This is a genomic window from Saccharomonospora glauca K62 (genome assembly GCF_000243395.2).
In the GTDB taxonomy this organism is placed as follows: Bacteria; Actinomycetota; Actinomycetes; order Mycobacteriales; family Pseudonocardiaceae; genus Saccharomonospora; species Saccharomonospora glauca.
Genome location: NZ_CM001484.1, coordinates 16,611 through 40,139, shown reverse-complemented (window position 1 = coordinate 40,139; position 23,529 = coordinate 16,611). Strand labels below are relative to the sequence as shown.

Genomic DNA, 23,529 nt, shown 5'->3' with positions numbered 1-23,529 from the left:
CGGTTCCGGCCCGATGACGGGAGAGGGCCGGTCCATACTGCGTCCGGAAACGTCCGACGACATGGGAGAACGAGTGGCTCGAACACGGGCACCGCGTCCGGTGGACCTCGCGCGTGTGTCGGCTCGGTCGAGCTTCATCGATCACCACGGGCGCTCGTGGTGGGTGGCCGAGGGGCTGACGCTGCTGCTCTTCGGGTGGGCTCTCGTGGAGATCCTGGTGTCCGGACCACCGTTGTGGCTGGGAGTCACCCTCGTCGGCGCATTCGCGTGCTGGGTGGCGTTCGTCGTCCTGTCCCCACGCCGTCCCCGCGCGGCGGCGACCGCGCTGGCACTGTGTTCGTTGCTCGCGTCGGCGGCCGAGATGGCGGGCGAGTTCGCCGTGTTCGTGGTGGCGGCGATGGCACTCGCCGTGTATGCCTCCCATCCCGCTCCCTCCACGCGCACGATCATGGCCGTGGGTGTGGCCGACCTCGGTCTCACGACGGTCTCCGGCCTGGTCGCGGACGCGGACATCGCCACGCTCGTGTCCACGTCCCTCGTCGTGGTGGTGGTGCTGTTGATCGGGATCAACCGCAGGCAGTACCAGCTCCGCGCCCGACAGACGGAACTCCTCCTCGAACAGACCCGGCTGGCCCGCAGTGAACACGCCCGTGCGGCGGCGTTGGACGAACGCACGCGCATCGCGCGGGAACTCCACGACGTCCTGGCGCACTCGCTGGGAGCCCTGCGGGTGCAACTGGAGGTCGCCGAGGCGGAGCTGGAGGCGAGCAAGGACCCGGACTCGGTGCTGCGACGCCTCCGTCGGTGTCGTGCCCTCGCCACCGACGGGCTCATCGAGGCGAGGGAAGCGGTGTCGGCTCTGCGCCGCGACGTGCCCGCGCTCGGTGAGGCGATCGCCGAACTCGTCGACGCCTTCGAGCGCGATCACGAGGTTCCCGTCACCTTCCGCCGCTCCGGGCGGGCACGACCGTTGCCGTCCGCCGCGACGGTGGCCTTGCTCGGAGCCGTTCGCGAGGCACTGACCAACGCCGCGAAACACGCGCGCGGCGCCCCCGTCACGGTCACCCTCGACCACACCGACACGGCCGTCCGCGTGGTGGTGCACAACACCACGGACACCCCGGTCACGCGCGGTACCGGGTTCGGGCTCACCGGCATGGCCGAACGGCTCGCCCTCTGCGGAGGAACGTTGACGGCCGGACCCGACACCGACGGCTGGTCGGTCACCGCGACGGTGCCCACCCGACTCGCCGACGAATCCCCGAAGGAGGCCGTGTCCGGATGACCATCCGCGTCGTCGTCGCCGACGACCAGCAGCTCGTGCGCGAGGGGCTGGTCGCGTTGCTGGAGTTCATGGACGACGTCACCGTGGTGGGCCAGGCCGGCGACGGCCGGGGCGTGCTCGACATCCTCGGGCGCAAGGACTGCGACGTGGTCCTCATGGACCTGCGCATGCCGGTTCTCGATGGGGTCGCCACGACCAGGCTGGTGAACGAGAGACATCCCGACGTGGCCGTGCTCGTGCTGACGACCTACTCCGACGACGACTCCCTCCGGGAGGCACTGACGGCGGGAGCACGCGGCTACCTGACCAAGGACACCGGCCGCGCCGAGATCCACGCCGCGTTGAAGGCCGTGGTCGCGGGGCAGTCCACCTTCACCGCCGACGTGTCACGCCGACTGGTGGCGGCCCTGGCCGAGCGTCCCCGCCCCCGCGTGAGCTCGGAGGGGTTGACGGCGCGGGAACGGGAAGTGCTGACGCTCATCGGCACCGGTCTGTCCAATACCGACATCGCCCGGCGGCTCCACATCGCCCGGACCACCGTGAAGACCCACATCAACAACGCCTTCGCCAAGATCGGCGCACGCAATCGGGCCGACGCGGTGCGCTACGCCTATCGGGCGGGGCTGGTCCGGGACTGACCCGGCCCCGACCTCCACCCGAATCTCCATCCCGATCTCCACCCTCGAGTGGAGCCGCGCACGCACGAAGTTCCGTACCTTGCCCGCACTGTGAACAGCCATGTCGCATCTTCCACCGGGCAACGCATCGACGCTCTCGACCTCGCGCGGGGAGTGGCCATCCTCGGAACCTTGGGCACCAACATCTGGATCTTCACGGACCCTCGGGGCGCGTTCGGCTGGGTGGCCACGGACCCCGGCGCGAACTCCGGGGTTGTCGAGACCGTCCTTCTGACCCTGTCCAACGGCAAGTTCCTCGCGCTGCTGTCCATTTTGTTCGGCGTCGGCGTCGAACTCCAGTACCGGTCGGCGCTGCGCAGGGGGCGGCGCTGGCCGGGCCGCTACCTGCTGCGGGCGACGCTGTTGTTCACCGAAGGTCTGCTCCACTACCTGCTGATCTTCGAGTTCGACGTGCTCATGGGCTACGCGCTCGTGTCGGTGCACGTGGCGTTCCTGGTCTCCCGCCGCGACGGGGTACGGCGGGCCTGGATGACGTTCGCGGCGGTCGTGCACCTGACGTTGGTCGGGTTGTTGACGACGGCGGCGCACTCCGGGGCGCTGTCCTCCGGCGGTGACGACCCCGATGCCGACGCGTACCGCCACGCGTCGGCGAGCTGGGTCGACCAGGTCCTCACCCGCATCGACCTGGCCGCCTACTTCCGCAGCGAGCTGCTCCTCATCGTCCCGCTGTCCACGGTGCTGTTCCTCGCCGGGATCGAGGTCCTGCGAGCAGGTGTGTTCGAGGACTCCGACCGGGGCGCCCACCTGCGGCGCCGCATGATGACGATCGGTTTCGGCGTGGGCCTGCCGTTGAACCTCGTCACCGCGTTCGCGGGCCCGGAGTGGTTCTTCGTCGACCGCTACGTGCTGCCGCCCATCGTCGCGTTCGGACTGCTCGCGGCCGTCACGGAGCTCGCGCGACGCACTCGGCCGGGCCCGCTCGGGCGGGGACTCGTCGCGACGGGCCGGGCGGCGATGTCGTGCTACGTCCTCCAGAACCTCGTGTGCAGCGTGCTCTGCTACGGCTGGGGGTTCGGCCTCGCGACGACACTCGCCGACGCCCGACCGTGGTGGGTGGTCGCGGCATGGGCCGCGGTGAGCGCGCTGTTGGCGGCCCTGGCCACGCTGTGGCTGCGGCGCTTCACCCGCGGCCCGCTGGAACTCGTCCTGCACCGCCTGTACGCGGGGCGGCCCAATCGGGTCGCCCACCACGGGTGAGAACCGGTCAGGAATCGAGAAGCACGGACGGCATCCCGCGCCTAGCGTTGACTTCCGAGGCCACGACGAAAGGGGACGAAGCATGAGCCGCGCCTACGAAGGGTTCACGGCCGAGGAACGGGCCGCAATGAAGGAGCACGCCGAGGAGCGGAAGAAGGAGGCACGCCGTAGGTCACGCGCGGACAAGGCGGCAGAAGCCGAGCGCGACGTGCTCGACAAGATCGCCGCGATGTCCGACTCCGACCGCGAGCTGGCAGAGCGCGTCCACGCCATCGTCAAGGCCAACGCCCCGACGCTGGCACCGAAACTCTGGTACGGGATGCCCGCCTACGCGCTCGACGGCAAGGTCGTCTGCTTCTTCCAGAACGCCGACAAGTTCAAGGCCCGCTACGCCACGCTCGGCTTCAACGACACGGCGAAGCTCGACGACGGCGACATGTGGGCCACCTCATTCGCACTCACGCGCATGACGCCGGAGGTCGAACAGCGCATCGCCGCCCTCGTGCGGCGCGCGGTCGGCTGAGGGACACCGTGCCGGGCACGGTCGTCGCGGTCAGGCCGGTTCGAGGTGCCACTCCACGAGTTCGTACTCGGGTGGGGTGGACAACCGCCCGGCACGACACGTGAGTGCTCGCTCGACGGAGGCAGGCGTGCCGCGGACGCGTACGCGGTAGAAGCCTCCCCGTGGGGCCGTGAAGACCGCTTCGGTCTCGTGCCCCTCACTGCGGGCGGACCACAGCGGCAAGTCGTCGATCCCACGAATGCCCGTCCGCTCCCGCAGCAGGCATTCCGCCGCCTGCACGCCGAAGTCGTAGGCGGTGCGTCCTCTGAAGTGGCGTGTCTCGACCTCTCCACGTTCGTGCGTGCGGGCGAGGCGGACGGCGGCGTCCGGGGGCACCCGCCCGTAGTAGAGGCCCTGGGGAAGCACCAGCAGGTTGGCGGCGAAGCGGTCCCCGCCGATGTGCGAGACCTCCCACGTCTGTCGGGGACGCTCGTCGGCCAACGCTCGCGCCACCGCTCGACCGCGTTCGGCACAACACGGGTCGTGGGAGCCGTGAGTACAGACCAGGTAGAGCGGGTGCGTGATCCTCCGCAACCCCGGCGACCGGCCCAGGGCCAGCGACTCGAAGTCCAACTCCAACACCTGGTCGAGCCGGTTGAGGACCGCCTCCTCCACCCAGCAGCCCTCACGGTCGGTCCGGGCCAGCAGACACCGGCGGCGCTCCCTGGTCACGCCCCCACGGCGATGCACCCGGCGAACGAGGGCCACCCGGATCCGCAGGGAACGCGTCACCTCACGCAGCCGAGTCATCAGGCGCTGGTCAAGCCGGTTGTCACGTAGCGCGTCGGGTCCCCACGGGCCGGGTTCCTCCAACAGCACCCACCTGCGCACCGTGGACGCGGTGCCGTACAGCGACTCGTGGAGTTCCACACTGCGGTCACGACAACGCACCGGAGGCTCAGGCATCCACGACCTCAAGCAGTCCCTCTCGCACGAGACGCCGCACGAGGACCAGGCGGCTGTCCCGATCGAGTCGGTCGGCCAGGTCCCGAACCACGAACGTCTCGCGCGCGAGAATCTCCCGGATCACCGGTTCGAGCCGGTCGGGCACTCGTAGCTCCCGGTCGCCGAGGAGGAGCCGCAGGACCCCGCCCTCGCCGGCACGCAGCTCGCACACCGCCCCCGGACGTCGCCGTAGCCGATCGGAGTCCTCCGGGGCGGACACTCGCAGGCGGTCGGAAAGCCCACCGCGCAGCATCGGCGCCCGGCTCGTGAGGAAGCGCTCGACACGCCGCTCCACGGGCTCGGCCGGGTCGGCCGTCATCAGCTGGGCTCCCACTTGCTTCAGGTGGCGTCCCAGCTCGTCGGCCACCGTGTCCCGGCTCCGGTGGTAGCGCACCGGCAACGGAGCCTCCCACACCGGATCGTCGAGAAGCCGCGCGACGACGGCCTCGATCAAATCCCGCCACCGCGTGGGATGTATCCCGACGGTGAGATGACCGGAGACGGCATGCTGCGCTCTGGCCGCGTGGCGCGTACCCGTGGGCAGGTAGAGGGCCGTTCCGGGGCGGAGTTCGACGTTTTCGACGTCGTCCGTCCCGGCCTCCGAGGTGCGCCATACCTGCCACGACTTCGTCCCGAACGCCTGCAGCACGAAGACGTCGTGCGTGTCGACGTGCGGCCGTAGCCCCTGGGCGCCGGGTGGCGTCACGTAGGCGTTCACCTGGCAAGGATGTCCGAGCTCAAGCTCCAGCTCCCGACAGAAGTCGACCAGCGGGGGCCAGTACCGGTGCAACCCCTGCAACACCAGCGTGGCGCCGTCCTCGATCGCGGCCAGGATCCGGGCGGGATCGGCGACACCCGTCACCGCCGTACCGCCGATGCGAGTCGTCCGCGTGCATTCCGACAGCGGCAACGTCCGGCCGTCGCGCACGAGTCGGAAGGCGGGACTGCGCAACGAGTGCCGGGTCAGCAACTCGTCCACGTCGTCGAGACTCAGCAGGTCGTCGAACCCGCCGCCCGGCGACTCGTGCACCCGGAACCGTCGCCCCCACACCTCGTGGGCGAACCGGTCGACGTCACCGACACATCGTTCGAGGGCCTCCGCCACGGTCGGCCTCACGAAGCTCACGAATCCGTGCTGTCCGCGTCGGCGTCCGTCGCATCGCTGTCCGCGTCGACCGCGTCGGCATCGGCGTCCTTGACGTCGTTGTCGGCGTCCTTCGCATCGGTGTCGACACCACGGACGGTGCTGTCGGAGTCCCCGCCCTTCGGGCCGGTGCCACCTCCCCCGACGGTCTGCATGTCATCGTCCCGCAACGGACGGTCCGCTCCCATGACGCCTCCAGGCTCTTCGCAGGCCGAGTACTTTCGTACGACCTACCGATACCCCCGGATTGGAGGCTGAAACGGGCGGTGGTCAGCCGGGTGAGACGACAAATAGATCACGGATTCGGGCCGCCGGAACCGGCACGACGGTCGCGCCGGACTCACGACCCCGTGCGAACACGTGGAACGAACTCTGTGGAAGTGGGGCGACAGTGTTCGAACCTTGCCCCAGACCTCCAGATGCTTGTTCTCGTCCACCCCAGTATCCGCCTTCGACCGCTGCCGAAGGCGAGCACCGCGGCCGCGCACAGTAGGAAGCAGCCGCGCCCGGTGCCTCGGCTGACGGACGCGATGATGCTGGAAGCGGAGCGTCGCTACGAGGCGAAGGAGACGCTGAGCGTGATCGCTCGCGACCTAGGCGTCAGCCGCCAGCGGCTCGCGGGGCATCTGCGTGCTCGCGGCGTCAAGATTCGACGGGAAGGCCCTTCTGCTGAGCAGGTGGGCGAGATGTGCAGCCGCTACGCGCAGGGAGAGTCGTTGGCAACCGTTGGAGAGAAGGTGGGGTTCGACGCTGGAACGGTGCGCAACCACCTGATCGCGGCAGGCGTGACGCTTCGTGACTGCCACGGTCGCGAACGGTAGACCGGACCGCGACGGCTCGACCCGTCTCACGAAGGAGGCCCCCGGCTGAGCCGGGGGCCTCCTTGTGTCGGGGTGGTCAGCGAGTGAGGTCCTGCTCGTCGTCCTGTGAGCAGGCGTCCTCTTCGAGCATTCCTGTCTCTTCGAGCAGTTCGTCCTCGATAGCGGCAATGGTGGCGAGCAGCCGGGCCTCGAACGACCCTAAGCCCGGTGCGCGGTTGAGGTCTGCGAGGCAGAGCTTCACGTCCGCGGCTCGGAACGCATCGGTGAGCCGGGCGTACTCGGCGGGGTTCCGGCCGAGACGGGCTGCGTCTTTCACGATCACGGCTTCGGCTCGATGCTCGGCCACGGCCGCGAGCAGCCGCTCGGACAGGCTGCGAGGTATCCCCGTTTCGGAGTAGGTCTGCATGATGTCGAGCCCGTGTTCCTGCGCGTACTTGACGCACTTGCGCTTCTGCGCATCTTCGTAGTCAGGGTTCGGTGAGGCGCAGCGGACGTAGGCGATGGCCTTCATCATGCGCCTCCCGTCATCGCGAGCTCGTCCTGCGGTGCGACGTACTGACTCTGCGCCTCTCCTGCCTCCTGTTCCCGTTCCTGGCGCTCCGCACGCTTGCGGGCGAGGCGTTCGAGGAAGCGGGTGCGGGCGAGGTAGATGACACTGATCGGGCCGATCCAGGCGATCTTGGTGGCGTTGTAGATGCCGTAGATCACGAGGAGGTTGAGCCAGCCGGGGCCGCCCTGGTCGATGAAGCCGCGGCACATCACGGCGATGAACAGGTAGGGCGCGGCGAGGAGCATTGCCGGGATGCCCCACTTGACGCCTCGCCGGGTGTAGAGCACGGCATCGACCAGATGGTTCGTGGGCATGAGCCGGCTGATCGGGCCTCGGGTGCGCGGGCGGCGCGCCACGAGGATGACGAAGATTACGACGAGCCAGATGATGAGCAACATCAGGGGCCTCTCCTTCAACACGCTTCGAATGGTTTCGAGAAGCGGCGTGTTGGTGGGCCCCGAAGGGAGAAGTTCCGAAGAACAGCAGTGGTTGGGATGGCTCCGCTTCACTTTTGAGTTTACGCGATCGGCCAGTACCCGACACCGACACAGCTCGACTACGGCTGGGAGGTCACCGACTGGCTGATCGAGCACACCGACATCCTCGGCATCGCCTACCTGATCTGGCAAGGCGAAATCTGGTCGCCCGGCAGCGGGTGGCGCGACTACAACGGCGGCGGCATGCACGACCCCGGTAACGTGACCGGGGGCCACTACGACCACCTCCACATCTCCGTCATCGAGTAATGTCGGAAGTTCCATCTAATGCACGATTCATGCACTTGCTGCAGGGCGGAATCGCGCCGATCTGCGGCAGTGTGACAAGCCCGACTCTAGCGTGCGGCCTCGCTTCGGACCTGGTCTTGCGAAGGATGCATTGCATCAAGCGCCAGCTTGTAGCGTCTCCGGGTCGAGGGCTGCCGAGAGCATCGTCAGGACCTCGGGAACGATCGCGTAATAGGCCCACTTCCCGCGCTGCTCACGCGTGACCAGACCAGCGTCGACGAGCTGCTTCATGTGATGCGAGACCGTGGGCTGTGACAGGCCGACCGGTTCGGTCAGGTCGCACACGCACGCCTCCCCGCCGGACTGCGCGGCGATCATCGACAGCAACCGCACACGGGTCGGATCGCCCAGGGCCTTGAACATCCGCGCCAGCCGCTGCGCGTCCTCGACCGCGAGCACCCCGCCCGTGACCGACGCGCAGCAGCCACCCGCGGTGTCGGCGGCGGGGATCAGCGGCAGTGAAGTCGTCATGACCCCTGATCCTACGCCACGCATTGACAACTGTCGATACATCGACGAACATCAATATGTAGCCCCGAAGCCCACCGACCCGAATGGAGCACACGATGAGCGAGAACACCGAGCTGCGCGAGCAGGTCCGCGCCCGCTACGCCCAGGCCGCGACCGCGGTCGCCACCGGAACCCGCAACGCCGACCTCCTGGCCGAAGAAACCCAGCCGAGCTCGTGTTGCGCCAGCACGTCTACTGGTGAGGAGAGGACCGACGCTGATCAGTCGTCGTGCTGTGCTCCTACCGAGCGGAGCTTCGGTGCCGGCCTCTACGACGAGGCAACGGCCGCGGGCCTCCCGATTGAGGCGGTCGAGGCGAGTCTGGGCTGCGGCAACCCCACCGCGGTCGCCGAGCTCCACGAGGGCGAACGCGTCCTCGATCTGGGCTCCGGCGGCGGCATCGACGTGCTGCTCTCCGCCCGCAGAGTCGGCAAATCGGGGTTCGCCTACGGGGTGGACATGACCGACGAGATGCTCGCCCTGGCCGAGAGAAACAAGGCCGAGGCCTGCGCGGAGAACGTGGCCTTCCTCAAGGGCACCATCGAAGACGTGCCCCTGCCCGACGGGGCGGTGGACGTGGTGATCTCCAACTGCGTCATCAACCTCTCCACCGACAAGCCGGTCGTCCTGGCCGAGATGTTCCGCGTCCTGGCCCCCGGTGGCCGGATCGGGGTCTCCGATGTCGTCGCCGAGGACCGGCTCACCCCGGCCGAGCGGGCCGAGCGCGGCTCCTACGTCGGCTGCATCGCCGGAGCACTGTCGAAGACCGAGTACCTGGACGGGCTGACCGCTGCCGGGTTCACCGGCGCGAGCGTGGAGTTCACCCACGAGGCCGCCGACGGAATGCACGCCGCGATCATCCGCGCGACCAAGCCCACCGCCTGACCCCGCCCCGCACGCCCCCGATGAGGAGACCGAGCACACCGATGCCCCCGCCCGAGAGTTCCACCCGCATGAGCACCGCGACGATGCCGCTGGCCGCGACCCCGAAGCGGTTGTCGACGCTGGATAAGTGGCTGCCCGTCTGGATCGGGCTGGCGATGATCGCCGGGCTCCTGCTCGGCCGCTTCGTTCCCGCCCTGGCGGACGTGCTCACCGGCATGGAGGTCGCGGGCATCTCGGTGCCCATCGGCCTGGGCCTGCTGGTGATGATGTACCCGGTGCTCGCGAAAGTCCGCTACGACAAGATCGCCGCCGTCACCGGAGACAAGCGACTCCTCATCTCCTCACTCGTGCTCAACTGGCTGGTCGGACCCGCGGTCATGTTCGCCCTCGCCTGGCTGCTGCTACCCGACCTGCCGGAGTACCGCACCGGACTGATCATCGTCGGCCTAGCCCGGTGCATCGCGATGGTCGTGATCTGGAACGACCTGGCCTGCGGTGACCGGGAGGCCACCGCGGTGCTGGTGGCGATCAACTCGATCTTCCAAGTCGTGATGTTCTCCGTACTTGGCTGGTTCTACCTCACAATCCTTCCCGGCTGGCTCGGCCTGGACACCCAGGGCCTGGACGTCTCGGTCGGGCAGATCGCGCTCAACGTCCTCGTCTTCCTCGGCGTGCCCCTGATCGCCGGGTTCGCGACCCGGTGGATCGGCGAGAAGCGCCGTGGCCGGGCCTGGTACGAGGAGACGTTCATCCCGCGCATAGGACCGTGGGCGCTGTACGGGCTGTTATTCACGATCGTGCTGCTGTTCGCCCTCCAGGGCGAGGCGATCACCCAGAACCCGCTCGACGTGGCCCGGATCGCGCTGCCGCTGCTGGTCTACTTCGCGTTCATGTGGTTCGCCGGCCTCCTGCTCGGAAAAGCCCTCGGCCTCGGCTACGCCCGTTCCACGACGCTGGCGTTCACCGCGGCGGGCAACAACTTCGAGCTCGCCATCGCCGTCGCGATCGGCACCTTCGGCGCCACCAGCGGACAAGCCCTGGCCGGGGTCGTCGGCCCCCTGATCGAGGTGCCCGTCCTGGTCGGCCTCGTCTACGTCTCCCTGTGGACGGCACGACGCTGGTTCCACACCGACCCCTATCACACAGAAAGTCAGGCACGATGACCACCCAACCCGCCCCGATGGTGCTGTTCGTCTGCGTCCACAACGCCGGACGCTCCCAGATGGCCGCCGGCCTCCTCGCCCACCACGCCGCCGGGAAGGTCGAGGTCCGCTCCGCGGGCTCCGAACCCGCTGACCAGCTCAACCCCGCCGTGGTCGAGGCGATGCGCGAGGTCGGCATCGACATCACCACCGAACGACCCAAGCTGCTCACCACCGATGCCGTCAAAGCCGCGGATGTGGTGATCACGATGGGCTGCGGTGACACCTGCCCGATCTTCCCCGGCAAACGCTACGAGGACTGGCAGCTCGACGACCCCGCCGGGCTTGGGCTCGAGGCGGTGCGCACGATCCGCGATCAGATCGAGTCTCGCGTCCGCGACCTCATCACCGAGCTCACGGCATGAACGACCGGCCTTGACCTTCGAGTCGACTCGAACGTTTACCGTTGATGGTGTGGAGACGATGCGCATATCCCAGGTCGCAGCCCGCAGCGGGGTGCCTCCCACGACGCTGCGCTACTACGAAGACCTCGGCCTGCTGCGCCCACAGCGTGCCCCGAACGGGTACCGCCTCTTCGACGACGAGACCCTGGAGCGGTTGCGGTTCATCGACGCCGCCAAGCAACTGAACCTGCCCCTGGAACAGATCGCCTCGCTGCTGAGCGTGTGGGAATCCGACCCGTGCGCCACCGTCAAAGCACGGCTGCGGCCCTTGCTGGGCGACCAGCTCGAACAGATCGATGCCGGGATCGGTGAGCTCTCCGAGGCCCGCCACGCCCTGGCCGCCGCGATCGAACATCTGGATGAACTGCCCGACCGCTCCGAGCGGTGCAGCCCGGACTGCGCCTTCCTCGCCACCGCACCAGCGCCACCGCCTCCACCCCCGGTGGCCTGCTCCCTCGGCATTGGGCAACAGGACCGCATTGCCCAGTGGCATGAGGCGCTGGCCGATGCGCCGCTGCACCCGGTGGCCGGGGGCGTCCGGGTCGACCTGCCCATCGCTGCCCTCGGCGAGGTCAGCGCGTTGGCGGTCGCCGAGCAGGAGTGCTGCCCGTTCTTCTCCTTCGATATCGCCCTGAACGGGCCGCGATTCACGCTGACCATCACCGCACCACCGGAGGGGATGCCGATGCTGGACGAGCTCATCCCCGGTCGTACAGAACAGTCGAGCCCGACCGAGAGCGCTCCGCGTTGATCGGCCGCGACACCCTCGAACGCCACCAGGTCTGGTTCTACCTCGCCGCCGTCGCCGCAGGACTCCTCACCGGCACCCTCTGGCCCGACGCCGGGCATCTCACCGAGACCCTGGTCTGGCCCGTGCTCGCGCTGCTGCTCTACGCCACCTTCACCCAGATGCCGTTGGCCTCGATCCCGGCGGCGTTCAAGGACGGACGCTTCCTCGCGACTGCTTTGGTCGGGAACTTCGTCATCATCCCGCTGCTGGTCTGGGCTCTGGTGCAGCTCGCACCCGAGAACGAGGCACTGCGGCTCGGACTGCTGCTGGTGCTGCTGGTGCCCTGCACCGACTGGTTCATCACCTTCAGCCAACTCGGCCGCGGCGATGCCACCCGCGCCACCGCGCTCACGCCGATCACCCTGATCCTCCAGCTTCTGCTGCTGCCGCTGTATCTGGGGCTGATGGCCGATATCGACTTCGCCTCCGTATTCGCTCTCGCCGACGTCTGGCCCGCGCTGCTGGTCGTCCTCGCCCCGCTCGGACTGGCCGCGCTGACCGAGGCTTGGGCGAAGAAGAGCCCGAGCCGTGGGCGCACGGTGGAACGGTTCGGCTGGTGGCCCGTGCCGTTGCTCGCCGTGGTGATCTTGCTGGTCGCCACCGCCCACGTCAGCGCGGTCGGTGACAACCTGCGCCTGCTGCCCATCGTCGTCGGCATCGCCGTCGCGTTCCTCGCCGCAGCCCTGGTGATCGCGAAACTCCTCAGCCTCGCCTTCCGTCTTCCTGCCGGTCAAGGGCGGACGCTGGCGTTCTCGCTAGGCACCCGCAACTCTTTCATCGTGCTGCCCTTCGCGTTCTCCCTGCCCGCGGGGTGGGAGGTCACCGCGATCGTCATCGTCATGCAATCCCTGGTCGAACTGTTCGGCATGGTCTTCTACCTCTGGTTCGTCCCGCGCATCCTCTTCCGCGACCCGGTCCCACAGCACTGACCACCCAGCACGCGGTTCGCCACGAGACCGGCCTCCGGTCAGACCGGCCACTCTCAGATCGCCGCCCGGCTACTTCGGGGCCGCACCAAGGTTCGTCCATCACGCAACGCGGCTCAGACGCACCGTCGGCACGCCACGACCGCGTGGCGCACCTATCGGGCATGAGACTTCGCACCGCTGCAACACCCAGTCCGCCGAGCTTGCCGACAGAGCTATTCCGGCACTTCGATCATCCGACCCTGCCAGTGAACTAGCCGATGTTCCAACCACCCGAATAGCCCCGGCCGCACCGCTGTCTGGCCTGGTAGGGCGCGGAAACCGGGCGTTCTGACCGATTGCATCTGATGCACGATTCGTACATCTCATGTAAGCGCGGCTCGCTCGTAAGGGTGCACCTGCCGGTATGGATACCGCAGATGACGGAAGCCCGGCCGGTGGGCGGGCGCGGCTGATCGAGATTCAGCAGGCGCAGGCCTGGCTCGCCCTGACCCGCCCCGAGGACTACGCACGGTGGAGCCGTGCCGTTCTCGTCGCCGACCTGAGCGAGGACGGCGAGGCGTATGAGCGGCTGCAGCGCGAGACGGTCGCGCTGTGGCGCGAGCACCGCGACGACCCGATGCCGGCCGAGGACCGCCGCACGGTCGAGCTCGCCCAGGCGATCGCCTGGCTCGGCGACCGGCACGACGCCACCTGGGTGCGCGCCACGGTGCTCACCGTGAACCAGGACGAGCGGGAGCGCGACGAAACCCAGCTCATCCGTTACTGGCGTGAGCTGCGTGATGGGCCCGAGCTGCCTGGCCGTGTGGTCGGCTACGTCTCCTCGCTGGCACGGGTGCGCGAGGGAAGGTTCGAGCAGGCGAAGGACTGGCACCGCGAGCACGACCCGCACCAGCACAGCCAATGGGTGACCCGGCGCGGCTACGCCGACACCCTTGGCGACGAATGGAACGACGACGCCGCCCTGCTCCGCCAGTGGGCCAAACAGCGCCCGGACGCTGCCGGTCTATCGCTGCGTGAGCGGCCGGCACGCGAGCTCTCACCGTTCGCGGCGTCGGAGCTCGACGAGGATCACGGGCCGGCGCGGAGCCTCTGACCGGCCGAGAGTGCGGGGAGCACCTGTCGGCATGAATGTCTTCCCTGATTTCGAGGGGCTGAGCGGGATCGCCGAGCTGCGCGAGATCGCCGGCGCCCTGCTCATGTTCGTCCTCGTGGTCGCCGTGCTCATGGTCATCGTCTCCGCCATCGCCTGGGCGGTCGGCTCCGCCCACGGCAACTACCAGATGGCGGCCAAAGGCCGCATGGGGGTGCTCGTCTCCCTCGGCGGCGCGATCCTTGCCGGCGCCGGTGTCGCCTGGATCAACTGGCTCATCTCGGTCGGCGAACAGCTCTAACCCCATCCGCCGCTGCCTTCTTCCTTCGTGTTGCGCCCGTTCCGGCTTCCCCGCGGAACGGGCGCCGTGACGTGCAGGACACCTCACGGCATCCATCCACTCGTGTCGTGAAAGGACTTGCCGTGATTGACATTGACCCCAACTCCAGCGGTTTGCCGGGCATCGAACAGCTCCGCACCATCGTCGGCGCCGTGATGACCGTGGGCCTGGTGCTCGCCGTCCTCGCCCTCATCATCTCGGCGGTGGTCTGGGCCTACGGCTCCAACAGCTCCAACCCCCACCTTGCCGGCCGCGGCAAGACGGGCCTGCTCATCTCCTGCGGCGCCGCCGTCGTGTGCGGCGCGTCAGTCGCCCTCATCAACTTCTTCTGGGGCGTGGGCCAGCAGGTCTAGCCGCCACTCGGCACCACCACCGTTTCGGAAAGGAGTAGCGGCGTGAGCGTCTGCGACATCCCCGTGATCTCGAACGTGTGCGACGCGGTCGGCGAAGGCACTGCCTCCCTGATCGCCGCCCCGTTCGACTGGCTCGCCTCCTCGATGGCCGGGGCCGCGGCCTGGCTGATGGAAGCCATGTGGACCGTGTTCGAGTCCACGACCCTGGTCGATCTCACCCACGACGGCTTCGTGTCGGTCTACAACATCGTCTTCGGCATCGCGATCTTCGTCATCGTCATCTTCTTCTGCCTTCAGCTCATCACCGGCCTCATACGCCGCGACCCCGGCGCGCTCAGCCGAGCCGCGCTCGGAGCCGGCAAATCCGTGCTCGGCAGCTTCGTCGTCCTCACTCTGACGACCCTGCTGCTAGAGGCCGTCGACCAGCTCTCGATCGGCATCGTCCAAGCAGCCGGCGAGACCACCGAAACCCTGGGTGACAAGCTCTTCCTCCTCGCGAACGCCTTGGCCGCCCTGAACATCGCAGCGCCCGGCGTCGGAGCGATCATCAGCATCTTCCTGGCCGGTCTAATGATCGCCGCGGTCGGGATCGTCTGGTTCACGTTGCTGATTCGCAAAGCGCTGATCCTGGTGAGCGTCGTGCTCGCCCCGCTCGCCCTGTCCGGCGCGTCCTGGGATGCCACGCGCGGCTGGATCGGCAAATGGGCCATGTTCCTCGTCGCCCTGTGCGTCTCCAAGCTCGTGCTCGTCGTGGTCTTCCTGGTCGCGGTGACCCAGGTCGCGACCCCGATCACGACCGATCTGACCGCCGTGACCGAACCCATCGCCGGCATCGTCCTCATGGGCATTGCCGCGTTCAGCCCCTACCTCGTGTACCGCCTCATCTCCTTCGTCGGCTTCGACCTCTACAACAGCATCGGGTCCGAGCAGGACGCCAAGAACGCCCTCAACCGGCCCGTGCCGCTGCCGACGAAACCGAAGGGCGACGACGCCAAGAAAGTCCTCGACGGAGGCGGCGACGACAAGAGCGGCGGCAACGGCGGCGGTCAAGCACCGAAGGGCAAGCCCCCGGCCCCGTCTCCCTCGCCGTCGCCGGAGCAGACACCCGCGCCGGGCGGCACCGGGCCCACGCCAGGCCCTGCGCCGGTGATCGTCGCCACGGCCGCCGCGAAGGTCGCCAAGGACAGCGCCGAGGCGGGGCCGAAAGCCGGCCGTCAGCTCGGCGAGCAGGCCGAAGCCACCGCCTACAACGCCGACAACGGCGGCAACAACGGCGGCGGGAACGGCGGGAGTGCGCCGCCTCCGCCCTCACCGCCGCTGCCGAAGACGCCCACGGACGGAAAGGGGTAGCTCATGGCCTCGACCGAACAGACCACGGGCACCGAGCTGGAGCCGGTGAAGTTCAGCAGATTGACGCGCCGGGGCGTGATCCTCGGATTGTCGGTGTCGCAGATGATCGCGGTCGGCATCGGCGGCGCCGCCCTCGTCCTGGCCTTCTACATGGGCGGCGGCATCCTGCTGGCATACTCCGCACCGATCTGGGTGCTCGCGATCGTCGTCGCCTGGGTGCGAGTCGGTGGGCGCCCGCTCGTGGAATGGGTGCCGGTCTGCGCATGGTGGGCGTGGCGCACCACCGGCGGGCAGCTCCTCTACCGGCGCCGCATCGTCGCCCCCAGGCCCGAGGGCACGCTCGCGCTCCCTGGGGATATGGCGCGGCTGCGGGAGTACGTCGACCCGGAGACCGGCGCCGGCATGATCCACGACCCGACCAGCGGAACCCTCACGGTCGCTGTCGGGGTCACTCATCCTGCGTTCGTGCTGCTTGATCCGGCCGAGCAGCATCGCCGCGTCACCTCCTGGGGGCGGGTGCTTGCCACGGTGTGCCGCTCGGGTCGGGTCAGCGCCTTGCAGGTGCTGGAGCGCACCCTGCCCGACTCGGGGCAAGGGCTCGCGGAATGGTGGTCCGCGCACGGGTCGCCGATTGACGGCTCCTGGGTCGCGACCACCTACGCCGAGCTCATCGACCGCGCCGGCCCCGCTGGGGAACGCCACGCCACCACACTGTCGCTGAGCCTCGATATGCGGGCAGCGGGGCGGCAGATCAGAACCGCAGGCGGCGGCATCAGGGGGGCGGCGAACGTGCTCCGCCAGGAGATGAGCACCCTGCTCGCCGCGCTCCGCGCCGCCGATTTGGACCCGTCCGGGTGGCTGTCGACCGGGGAGATCGCGGTGATGCTGCGCACCGCCTACGATCCCGCGATCGGGCCGACCCTGGAACGGCACGGGCAGCTCGGCCAACAGCTCGCCACCGCCGGCCCTGTCGCGGTGGTCGAGACCTGGGATCGGCTCAGAACCGACTCCGGGTATCACGCGGTGCTGTGGATATCGGAGTGGCCGCGGGCGATGACCTATCCGGGGTTCCTCGCCCCGGTGATGCTCTCCACCGGCGTCCAGCGCTCCATCTCGCTGTTGTGCACGCCGATGCGCACCGACCAGGCCGTCCGCGACATTCGCAAGAAGAAAGTCGAGTACATCTCGGACCAGGCACAGCGGGCGAGGATCGGGCAGATCGAGGACGCCAGCCAGTCGGCGGAGTATCAGGACGTGCTCCGGCAGGAGAGCGACTTGACGGCCGGACACGGGCTGCTCAGGTACACGGGCCTGATCGCCATCACTGCGCCGACGAGCGATGAGCTCGACTCGGCGGTCGCCGCGATCGAGCAGGCAGCGATCCAGTCCTCCTGCGAAACCCGGCTGCTGGTCGGGCAGCAGGCGGCCGCGTTCACCGCCGCAGCCCTCCCGCTCGCACGCCGCGTCTGAGCGGCATGACCGGCGTGGCTGGGCGCACCTGGCCGGTACAGCGCCCCGACCCTCCCTCACCTCCGGGGTCGGGGCGCTTGCCATGTCCACCAGTTCAAGGGAGCCCGCTATGCCGACCTATTCCGACCCGCACGCCGACGCACGCGAGGCCTCAGAAGCCATCCGGGGTCTCGCGCACGCGACCCAGCACATCGAGGACCCCGAGGTGCTGTATCCGATCATCGGGGAGACGCTGGCGACCACCCGCCGGCTGGGGCAGGTGCTCGACCAGCTCGCCCGCGCCCACCAGCACCACACCGGCCGCGCCCGCACCGACGACGGCGACCCGGCCGCCGGCTCCCAGCTCGCGTTCGAGGCGGCCGCCGCACTCCAGGAGGCCTCGGCGCTGGTCGACCGGGCCGATTCGACGCTGGACCGGGCCTTCAACCGTGCCGGACAGATCGCCTGGCAGCCCGCTCGCGATGAGCGCTGGATCAGCGTCGTGTTCCTCCAGGGAGGCGAGGCCGACCCGGTGATGGAGATGATCGACCGGCAGGGCACGGACGCGGCAATCGAGTTCCTGGCCGGCTGGGATGTAGGCGACGAGACGGTCGATGCCGCGCTGGAGAACGGCTACGTCTACGACGCCCCGCCGCAGACCCCGGCGGATCGGGTCGCCACCCGTGACGTCTACGCGCTCACCTACAGCCCCGACCTCGGCTACGTCGGGCTGACCCGGCAGATCGACGCCCTGCCCGACCCGGCCCTGCTCGGCATCGACACCCCCGCCGAGGTCGAGGCCCCGGCAGCCGAGGCGCCCGTCACGGGTGAGCCGGCGCGGGGTCGGCATCGGGGGCGTGAGCGGCGGGAGGGGGCGTCGTGGTTCCTGCCCGACGCGATCTCCGAGGTCGCCGAGGCCCGTGGGATCATCCGATGACCGGGCCGCAGCGGGAGGCGGAGCGGCTGCACACCTCCGTGCTCGTCACCCCCACCCGAGAGCGGCGACGTCTGCGCAAGCAACGCCGTATGGCGGCCGCCGAGCTCGTCGCCGAACAGCACCGCACCCAGCGGGCCGAAGCACGCGAGAAGGCCGCCGCGGAGCGTGCCGAGCGCAAGGCCACCAAGTACCTGCCCTCGGCCGGGGAGCCGGGGCCGGCCTCGCTCAGGACGCCGGGCCGGTTCCGGGTGCCCAGGCATCAGGACACCAGCGCCGTGCTCGCCGGCGCCTACCCGTTCCTCGCCGAAGGCGGCCTCGGCTCTCAGGGCGTGTTCGTCGGCCAGGATCTCTACTCCGGCGGGAGCTTTGTCTACGACCCCTGGGTGCTCTACGCCCAAGGCCAGATCACCGCCCCGAACCTCGTGCTCGCCGGCATCGTCGGATCGGGCAAGTCCGCGTTGGCGAAGTCGCTGTATACGAGGTCGCTGGCGTTCGGGCGGCGCGTGTATGTGCCGGGAGACCCGAAAGGCGAGCACACCCCCGTCGCCGAGGCGGTCGGGGGCCGGGCGATCAAGCTCGGCCACGGCCTCTCCACGCGGCTGAACCCGCTCGATGAGGGGTACCGGCCGGCGTCGATGGACGACGAGCAGTGGGCCGCCACGGTCGCATCGCGGCGTCGCGATCTGGTCGGCGCGCTCACCGAGACGGTGCTCGAACGCCCGATGAGCCCCCTGGAACACACCGCCATCGACACGGCCCTGGCGCAGACGGTGCGGGAGAACAGCGTGCCGACGCTGCCGATGGTCGTGCACCACCTCCTCGCCCCGTCGAACGACCCGGACGGCCAGCTGGCTGAGGACGGCCGCATGGTCGGCCACGCGCTCCGGCGTCTGGTCGGCGGCGATCTCGCGGGGCTGTTCGACGGGCCGAGCACGGAGAAGTTCGATCCGACGTTGCCGATGATCTCCCTCGATCTCAGCCGCGTCACTGAGAACTCAACGCTGATCTCGGTGCTGATGACCTGCTCATCGGCCTGGATGGAATCGGCGCTGCTGGACCCGCAAGGCGGGCAGCGCTGGTGCATCTACGACGAGGCCTGGCGCCTGATGCAACACCCCGCCCTGTTGAAGCGGATGGATGCGCACTGGCGCCTCGCCCGCGCCTACGGGATCGCGAACATGTTGATCTTCCATCGGATCGCCGACTTGGAGAACGTGGGCGACGCCGGGAGCGCGATGCGCTCCCTCGCCAACTCGTTGCTGGCGAACGCGGAGACCCGGATCGTCTACCGCCAGTCCTCGGATCAGCTCGCCCTCACCGGGGCCTCGCTGGGCCTGTCGGGTACGGAGCGGAAACTACTGACCGGGCTCGGCGTCGGGCAGGGGCTGTGGAAGATCAAGTCGAGAAGCTTCGTGATCCAGCACCAGTTGCACCCCGATGAACTGGCGTTGTTCGACACGTCATCTCGCGCCGCCGCACGCACCTGAACCCCCGAAGCCGCGGGCGCACCTGGCAGGCATGAAACCTGCCGATTCCGACGCTACTCCTGTTCCCGTTTCGATGCCACTGTTGCTGCTCGTCGTGCACGAGGACGGCACCCTCACCGCCACCCACGACCTCGCCCCGGTCGCCCCGCCCGCGGGTGTCGAGGCGTGGTCGCGAGCCATGTTCGGGCAGCTCGTCGACCAGGTGACGGGCGACCGGGCGATACCGGTACGGGTCGAGGTGCGCGAGAGCGACGGCTCGACGTTCACCGATATCCTCCCCGCCACCACCCGCACGAAACCGGCCCCGGAGCCGGAGCCCGCGGCGGCGAAGCCCGTCAAGAAGAGCCGCCCGGCTGCGCCGGTGCTGGTCGAGGGCGGCGACGGGTTCATTCCCGGCGAGGACGTCGCCGTCGCGCTCATCACCGGGCACACCGACGCCTCCCACCACGGCACGGTGCGTGCCCTCATCGACCCGAAGCACATCACCGGTGCCGGGGCGAGCGAGGTGATCCTCGTCGGCCGCGTCTCCGGCACGATCACGATCAGGGGCCTGTCGTGAACGGGCAGGGCCGCCAGCCCGCACCAATGGGCGACGAGCTCACCAACATCCTCCTCGGCGGGGTCGGGGCGGCGCTCGGGCTCGCGCTGATCCTGCGCGTCGCAGGCACCGTGGCCGCGTTTCTCTCCGGTCTCCCGCAACCGGCCTCGGGGCTGACCGGCGGCGTCGCGGTGTTCTTCGACCCCGGCAATCCCGGCGCCGAGCTCGGCGTGCCCGGCCTGAGCCCGGTCGTGTACTGGATCGTCACCGCGCTGCTCCTCGCGGTCGTCATCGCCGTCGTGCTGTGGGTGTGGTCGCTGCTGCGTCGGCACACCCGCCACACGATGCGCGACCCGCACCGGCAGGAGGGCACCGCGACCGGGCACGAGATCGCCCAGGTCGCCTCCACCCGTGCGCTCATGCGCCGGGCGGGAAACCTGCGCCCCTCACTCGACACCCCCGAACCGGCCGACGTCGGCTACCGGCTCGGCACCGCGCACCGCCGCCCGATCTGGGCCAGCGTCGAAGACTCCATCCTCCTCCTCGGAGCCCCGAGAAGCGGGAAAGGCCTCCACGTCGTGATCCCGATGATCTTGGATGCGCCCGGCGCGGTCGTGACCACGAGCACCCGCCCCGATAACCTCACCGCATGCCTGCGGGCGAGGGCGCGGATCGGCCCGGTCGCGGTCTTCGACCCGCAACATCTTGCCGAGGGGCTGCCCGCTGGATTGCGGTGGTCGCCTATCCGGGGATGCGAGTCACCGCAGACCGCGATGATCCGCGCCGCCGGTCTCGCGTCGGCCACCGGCCTCGCCTCGGGCGGCGTCGAGGGCGGCGACTTCTGGGAAGGCAAGACCCGCGTCGCGCTGCAATGCCTGCTGCATGCCGCCGCCCTGGATCGTAGGAGGCCGGTCGAGCTGTTCCGCTGGACCCTCGACCCCACCGCGGCGGCCGAGGCGGTCGCGATCCTCACCAACCATCCCGACGCCGCAGTCGGGTGGAATGACGCGCTGGCGTCGATGATCGACTCCGACCCGCGCACCCGCGACTCGATCTGGCAGGGCGTCTCCCTCTCCCTCGCCGCACTCTCCGACCCGCGGGTGCTCGACACCGTATCCCCGGCCGAAGGCGAAGAGTTCGACCCGGAAGCGTTCATCAGAGACCGCGGCACGCTGTTCCTGCTCGCGACCGGCGCCGGCGCCGGCAACAGCGCCTCCCTCGTTGCCGCTCTGGTGGAAGACCTCATCGAGACCGCGCGGCGCATGGCCGCCCGCTCCACCGGGGCGAGACTCGACCCGCCGTTGTTGCTCGCCTTGGACGAGGTCGGCAACTTGGCGCCGCTTCCCAGCCTGCCGACGCTCATGGCCGAGGGCGGCGGCAGCGGCGTGACGACCCTCGCGGTGCTGCAGTCGCTCGCGCAGGCGCGGGATAAATGGTCAGAGCACCAGGCCGGCGCGATCTGGGATGCCTCCATCGTGAAGCTCATCCTCGGCGGCGCCTCCAACTCGAAAGACCTGCAAGACCTCTCCACGCTGATCGGGGAGCGCGACGAGCTCACCGACTCCACCACGGTCGGCGACTACGGCTCCCGCTCCAACCAGAGATCGGTGCGCCGGGTCGCGATCATGCCGCCGGACCGGATCAGGACGCTCCCGTTCGGCACCGCCGTCACCCTGCTGCGATCGGCGCCGCCGATCATCACCGACCTCACCGGGTGGCCGGCCCGCCCCGACGGGAAGCAGCTCGCCGCAGACCGTGCCGAGATCGAACAGCTCCTGCAAGCCGGCGAACCGCCCGCCGCGCAGTCCGCAGAGTCGGCGTCGGCCGAGTGATCGGTAGTCGGCGAGAACACCTCGCTGATGCAACGGCCACCGCACGGGTGGCCGACCGACACCATCAGGGAGCATTCTCATGAGCGAGCAAGACCCCACCACCCAGGCGCCTCGGGAGCCCGATGTCGACCCTGAGCTGGAAGCGGGCTTCTACGGGTTCGTCGCCAGCAAACCGAAGTTCTCCGACGAGAACGGGAAGCCGTACCTGTTCTTCCGGGCCGGCCAGATTCACTACGACTACCACCCGGACGGATCGCGCACCCAACTGCCGACCACGTTCCACACCATCGTCGCGTTCGAGGGCGCCGCCGTGCACGGCGACACCCACTTGCAGAAGCGCGACGTGTTCCTGGCGTTCGGTCGGATGGAAGACAAGCCGCACCCCGACACCGGAGCATCGCGGAAGCGGTTCATCGCGAACCGCTTCGGGCACGACCTGGCGCGCATGAACTACCAGGTCGGCACGCCGCGCCGCCTCGTGGACATGCAGCAGCAGGGCCGAGAGACCCCGGATCGTGAGCAGCCCAGCCGAGAGCAGAGCCGCAGCTCCGCGTTCGAGCCGGTCCAGGCCGACCAGGTCGAGGCCGAGCAGCCCGCCCGAGCGATGTGAGGCCCGCCATGAGCGACGACCTGGACCCCACGATTCCGTCCGAGGAGTGGGAGGACGACGACTACGACGACCCGGCCGGGCCGGGATCGCAGACGCCGGGGCCTGTCGGCCCGGTGAACTGGAACCTGCTGACCGCGCACGAGCTGGAGCAGGAATGGCTCGCCCTCAACCGGTGGGTCGAGTGGCTGCGCAAGACCTATGCGCTGCCCGCGTCAGTGATCCCCCCGTACTGGCATCGGCACCCGGAGCTCCAGTGGGAGCTTTCCGCGTTGCATCTGCACTGGCTCAGCGCGTTCGAGCCGGAGCAGAACGGCAGCGCCCCGCTCGGCTGGCACCGCGACTTCGCCGCCGCCCGGCAGCGGCTGCGCGACTGGGTGGCCGCCTCCGGCACCAGGCTGGATCGCGACCGCCCCTCCCGGCAGACGACCTGGCCCGGCGAACCGCCCGCGGCGCCGGTCGAGGACACCCCGATCGAGCACCGGCGCGACGACTTCGTGCAGTTCGTGATCGAGGAAGTCGCCAAGCGGCAGGCCGCGGAAGATGAGTTCTTCGCCCGCCTCGATCAGAGACGAGAACCCGACGACGAGGACGACTGATGGTGCGGAACTATCAGCGCAAGACCCAGCGCGCCACCTCGGATCGGAACGTGCGCATCGTGTTCACCCGGCGTGAGCAGATCGACGCGGAGAAGGTCGCCGAAGTCCTCCTGCGCGTCGCGCTCCGCGAGGCCGGCACCGGCACCCAAGCTGGACAGGCCGGCTCCTACCTTCGGCAGCTCCTGAGCACCGAACGGTAGAATCGTGGTGTACGTCCACCAACATGGGCGCTACCGGCTCT

27 protein-coding genes are annotated in these 23,529 nt (G+C 69.2%); 21 read left to right on the top strand and 6 right to left on the bottom strand.

Features of this window, described 5'->3' with window-relative positions:
- The first annotated feature begins 73 nt into the window (after positions 1–73).
- From SACGLDRAFT_RS00210 to SACGLDRAFT_RS00195, 4 genes are all read left to right on the top strand, one after another.
- A complete protein-coding gene (locus SACGLDRAFT_RS00210; RefSeq protein WP_232284019.1) occupies positions 74–1,285 on the top strand; it encodes a sensor histidine kinase in 1,212 nt (403 codons plus the stop codon).
- Positions 1,282–1,923, top strand: a complete 642-nt coding sequence (locus SACGLDRAFT_RS00205) for a response regulator transcription factor (RefSeq protein WP_005460735.1) — start codon at positions 1,282–1,284, stop codon at positions 1,921–1,923. The genes SACGLDRAFT_RS00210 and SACGLDRAFT_RS00205 overlap by 4 nt, the downstream gene beginning before the upstream one ends.
- Positions 1,924–2,013: 90 nt before the next feature.
- Positions 2,014–3,180, top strand: a complete 1,167-nt coding sequence (locus SACGLDRAFT_RS00200; RefSeq protein WP_005460734.1) for a DUF418 domain-containing protein — start codon at positions 2,014–2,016, stop codon at positions 3,178–3,180.
- 82 nt (positions 3,181–3,262) lie between these two features.
- Positions 3,263–3,703 carry an iron chaperone gene (locus SACGLDRAFT_RS00195; protein WP_005460733.1) on the top strand — a complete coding sequence of 147 codons (441 nt, stop codon included), beginning with the start codon at positions 3,263–3,265 and terminating at the stop codon, positions 3,701–3,703.
- A gap of 30 nt (positions 3,704–3,733) precedes the next feature.
- On the opposite strand, the gene SACGLDRAFT_RS00190 is transcribed toward SACGLDRAFT_RS00195, so the two are convergent.
- The 3 genes from SACGLDRAFT_RS00190 to SACGLDRAFT_RS00180 are packed head-to-tail and all read right to left on the bottom strand — an operon-like array spanning position 3,734 to position 6,019.
- A complete protein-coding gene (locus tag SACGLDRAFT_RS00190) occupies positions 3,734–4,648 on the bottom strand; it encodes a sucrase ferredoxin (protein ID WP_005460732.1) in 915 nt (304 codons plus the stop codon).
- Positions 4,641–5,804 (bottom strand): cupin domain-containing protein, encoded by a 1,164-nt coding sequence (locus tag SACGLDRAFT_RS00185; RefSeq protein WP_232284017.1) that lies wholly within the window; start codon positions 5,802–5,804, stop codon positions 4,641–4,643. Before SACGLDRAFT_RS00185 ends, SACGLDRAFT_RS00190 begins: the two co-directional genes overlap by 8 nt.
- A 5-nt stretch (positions 5,805–5,809) precedes the next feature.
- Positions 5,810–6,019: a hypothetical protein gene (locus SACGLDRAFT_RS00180; RefSeq protein WP_005460730.1), complete on the bottom strand. Its 210-nt coding sequence runs from the start codon at positions 6,017–6,019 to the stop codon at positions 5,810–5,812.
- Between the two features lie 321 nt (positions 6,020–6,340).
- Between SACGLDRAFT_RS00180 and SACGLDRAFT_RS00175 the strand changes: the two genes are divergently transcribed.
- Positions 6,341–6,652, top strand: coding sequence for a helix-turn-helix domain-containing protein (locus SACGLDRAFT_RS00175; protein ID WP_157608736.1), 312 nt, complete (start codon positions 6,341–6,343; stop codon positions 6,650–6,652).
- A gap of 76 nt (positions 6,653–6,728) precedes the next feature.
- On the opposite strand, the gene SACGLDRAFT_RS21450 is transcribed toward SACGLDRAFT_RS00175, so the two are convergent.
- The 3 genes from SACGLDRAFT_RS21450 to SACGLDRAFT_RS00160 form a co-directional block, all read right to left on the bottom strand.
- On the bottom strand, positions 6,729–7,166 hold the full coding sequence (locus tag SACGLDRAFT_RS21450) for a recombinase family protein (protein WP_051036157.1): 438 nt from the start codon (positions 7,164–7,166) through the stop codon (positions 6,729–6,731).
- Entirely contained in the window at positions 7,163–7,600 is a 438-nt protein-coding gene (locus tag SACGLDRAFT_RS00165; RefSeq protein ID WP_005460727.1) for a hypothetical protein, read from the bottom strand. Before SACGLDRAFT_RS00165 ends, SACGLDRAFT_RS21450 begins: the two co-directional genes overlap by 4 nt.
- A 483-nt stretch (positions 7,601–8,083) precedes the next feature.
- On the bottom strand, positions 8,084–8,458 hold the full coding sequence (locus SACGLDRAFT_RS00160) for an ArsR/SmtB family transcription factor (protein WP_005460725.1): 375 nt from the start codon (positions 8,456–8,458) through the stop codon (positions 8,084–8,086).
- 95 nt (positions 8,459–8,553) lie between these two features.
- Between SACGLDRAFT_RS00160 and arsM the strand changes: the two genes are divergently transcribed.
- From arsM to SACGLDRAFT_RS00080, 16 genes are all read left to right on the top strand, one after another.
- A complete protein-coding gene (gene arsM, locus SACGLDRAFT_RS00155) occupies positions 8,554–9,381 on the top strand; it encodes an arsenite methyltransferase (protein WP_005460724.1) in 828 nt (275 codons plus the stop codon).
- Between the two features lie 68 nt (positions 9,382–9,449).
- The gene (arsB, locus tag SACGLDRAFT_RS00150; RefSeq protein ID WP_040919423.1) at positions 9,450–10,544 is read left to right on the top strand and encodes an ACR3 family arsenite efflux transporter; all 1,095 of its coding nucleotides are present in this window, start codon (positions 9,450–9,452) and stop codon (positions 10,542–10,544) included.
- On the top strand, positions 10,541–10,948 hold the full coding sequence (locus SACGLDRAFT_RS00145; protein ID WP_005460720.1) for an arsenate reductase ArsC: 408 nt from the start codon (positions 10,541–10,543) through the stop codon (positions 10,946–10,948). Before arsB ends, SACGLDRAFT_RS00145 begins: the two co-directional genes overlap by 4 nt.
- A gap of 58 nt (positions 10,949–11,006) precedes the next feature.
- Positions 11,007–11,738, top strand: a complete 732-nt coding sequence (locus SACGLDRAFT_RS00140; protein WP_005460719.1) for a MerR family transcriptional regulator — start codon at positions 11,007–11,009, stop codon at positions 11,736–11,738.
- Positions 11,735–12,706, top strand: a complete 972-nt coding sequence (locus SACGLDRAFT_RS00135) for an arsenic resistance protein (RefSeq protein ID WP_005460718.1) — start codon at positions 11,735–11,737, stop codon at positions 12,704–12,706. Before SACGLDRAFT_RS00140 ends, SACGLDRAFT_RS00135 begins: the two co-directional genes overlap by 4 nt.
- 403 nt (positions 12,707–13,109) lie before the next feature.
- Positions 13,110–13,799: a hypothetical protein gene (locus tag SACGLDRAFT_RS00130; RefSeq protein WP_005460717.1), complete on the top strand. Its 690-nt coding sequence runs from the start codon at positions 13,110–13,112 to the stop codon at positions 13,797–13,799.
- A 31-nt stretch (positions 13,800–13,830) separates the two neighbouring features.
- A complete protein-coding gene (locus SACGLDRAFT_RS00125) occupies positions 13,831–14,097 on the top strand; it encodes a DUF6112 family protein (protein WP_005460716.1) in 267 nt (88 codons plus the stop codon).
- 122 nt (positions 14,098–14,219) lie between these two features.
- Positions 14,220–14,489, top strand: coding sequence for a DUF6112 family protein (locus SACGLDRAFT_RS00120; RefSeq protein WP_051036155.1), 270 nt, complete (start codon positions 14,220–14,222; stop codon positions 14,487–14,489).
- A 63-nt stretch (positions 14,490–14,552) separates the two neighbouring features.
- Positions 14,553–15,839 carry a conjugal transfer protein TrbL gene (locus SACGLDRAFT_RS00115; protein ID WP_198283519.1) on the top strand — a complete coding sequence of 429 codons (1,287 nt, stop codon included), beginning with the start codon at positions 14,553–14,555 and terminating at the stop codon, positions 15,837–15,839.
- A 3-nt stretch (positions 15,840–15,842) separates the two neighbouring features.
- Positions 15,843–17,309 carry a PrgI family protein gene (locus SACGLDRAFT_RS00110; protein ID WP_005460713.1) on the top strand — a complete coding sequence of 489 codons (1,467 nt, stop codon included), beginning with the start codon at positions 15,843–15,845 and terminating at the stop codon, positions 17,307–17,309.
- Positions 17,310–17,418: 109 nt separating this feature from the next.
- Positions 17,419–18,225, top strand: coding sequence for a hypothetical protein (locus SACGLDRAFT_RS00105; RefSeq protein WP_005460712.1), 807 nt, complete (start codon positions 17,419–17,421; stop codon positions 18,223–18,225).
- Positions 18,222–19,712 carry a TraC family protein gene (locus tag SACGLDRAFT_RS00100; protein WP_005460711.1) on the top strand — a complete coding sequence of 497 codons (1,491 nt, stop codon included), beginning with the start codon at positions 18,222–18,224 and terminating at the stop codon, positions 19,710–19,712. Before SACGLDRAFT_RS00105 ends, SACGLDRAFT_RS00100 begins: the two co-directional genes overlap by 4 nt.
- A 73-nt stretch (positions 19,713–19,785) precedes the next feature.
- The gene (locus SACGLDRAFT_RS00095) at positions 19,786–20,271 is read left to right on the top strand and encodes a hypothetical protein (protein ID WP_005460710.1); all 486 of its coding nucleotides are present in this window, start codon (positions 19,786–19,788) and stop codon (positions 20,269–20,271) included.
- Between the two features lie 26 nt (positions 20,272–20,297).
- Positions 20,298–22,082 (top strand): TraM recognition domain-containing protein, encoded by a 1,785-nt coding sequence (locus SACGLDRAFT_RS00090; protein WP_005460709.1) that lies wholly within the window; start codon positions 20,298–20,300, stop codon positions 22,080–22,082.
- 79 nt (positions 22,083–22,161) lie between these two features.
- Entirely contained in the window at positions 22,162–22,692 is a 531-nt protein-coding gene (locus SACGLDRAFT_RS21445) for a single stranded DNA-binding domain-containing protein (protein WP_005460708.1), read from the top strand.
- A gap of 8 nt (positions 22,693–22,700) precedes the next feature.
- On the top strand, positions 22,701–23,288 hold the full coding sequence (locus tag SACGLDRAFT_RS00080; RefSeq protein WP_005460707.1) for a hypothetical protein: 588 nt from the start codon (positions 22,701–22,703) through the stop codon (positions 23,286–23,288).
- The last annotated feature ends 241 nt before the right edge of the window (positions 23,289–23,529 follow it).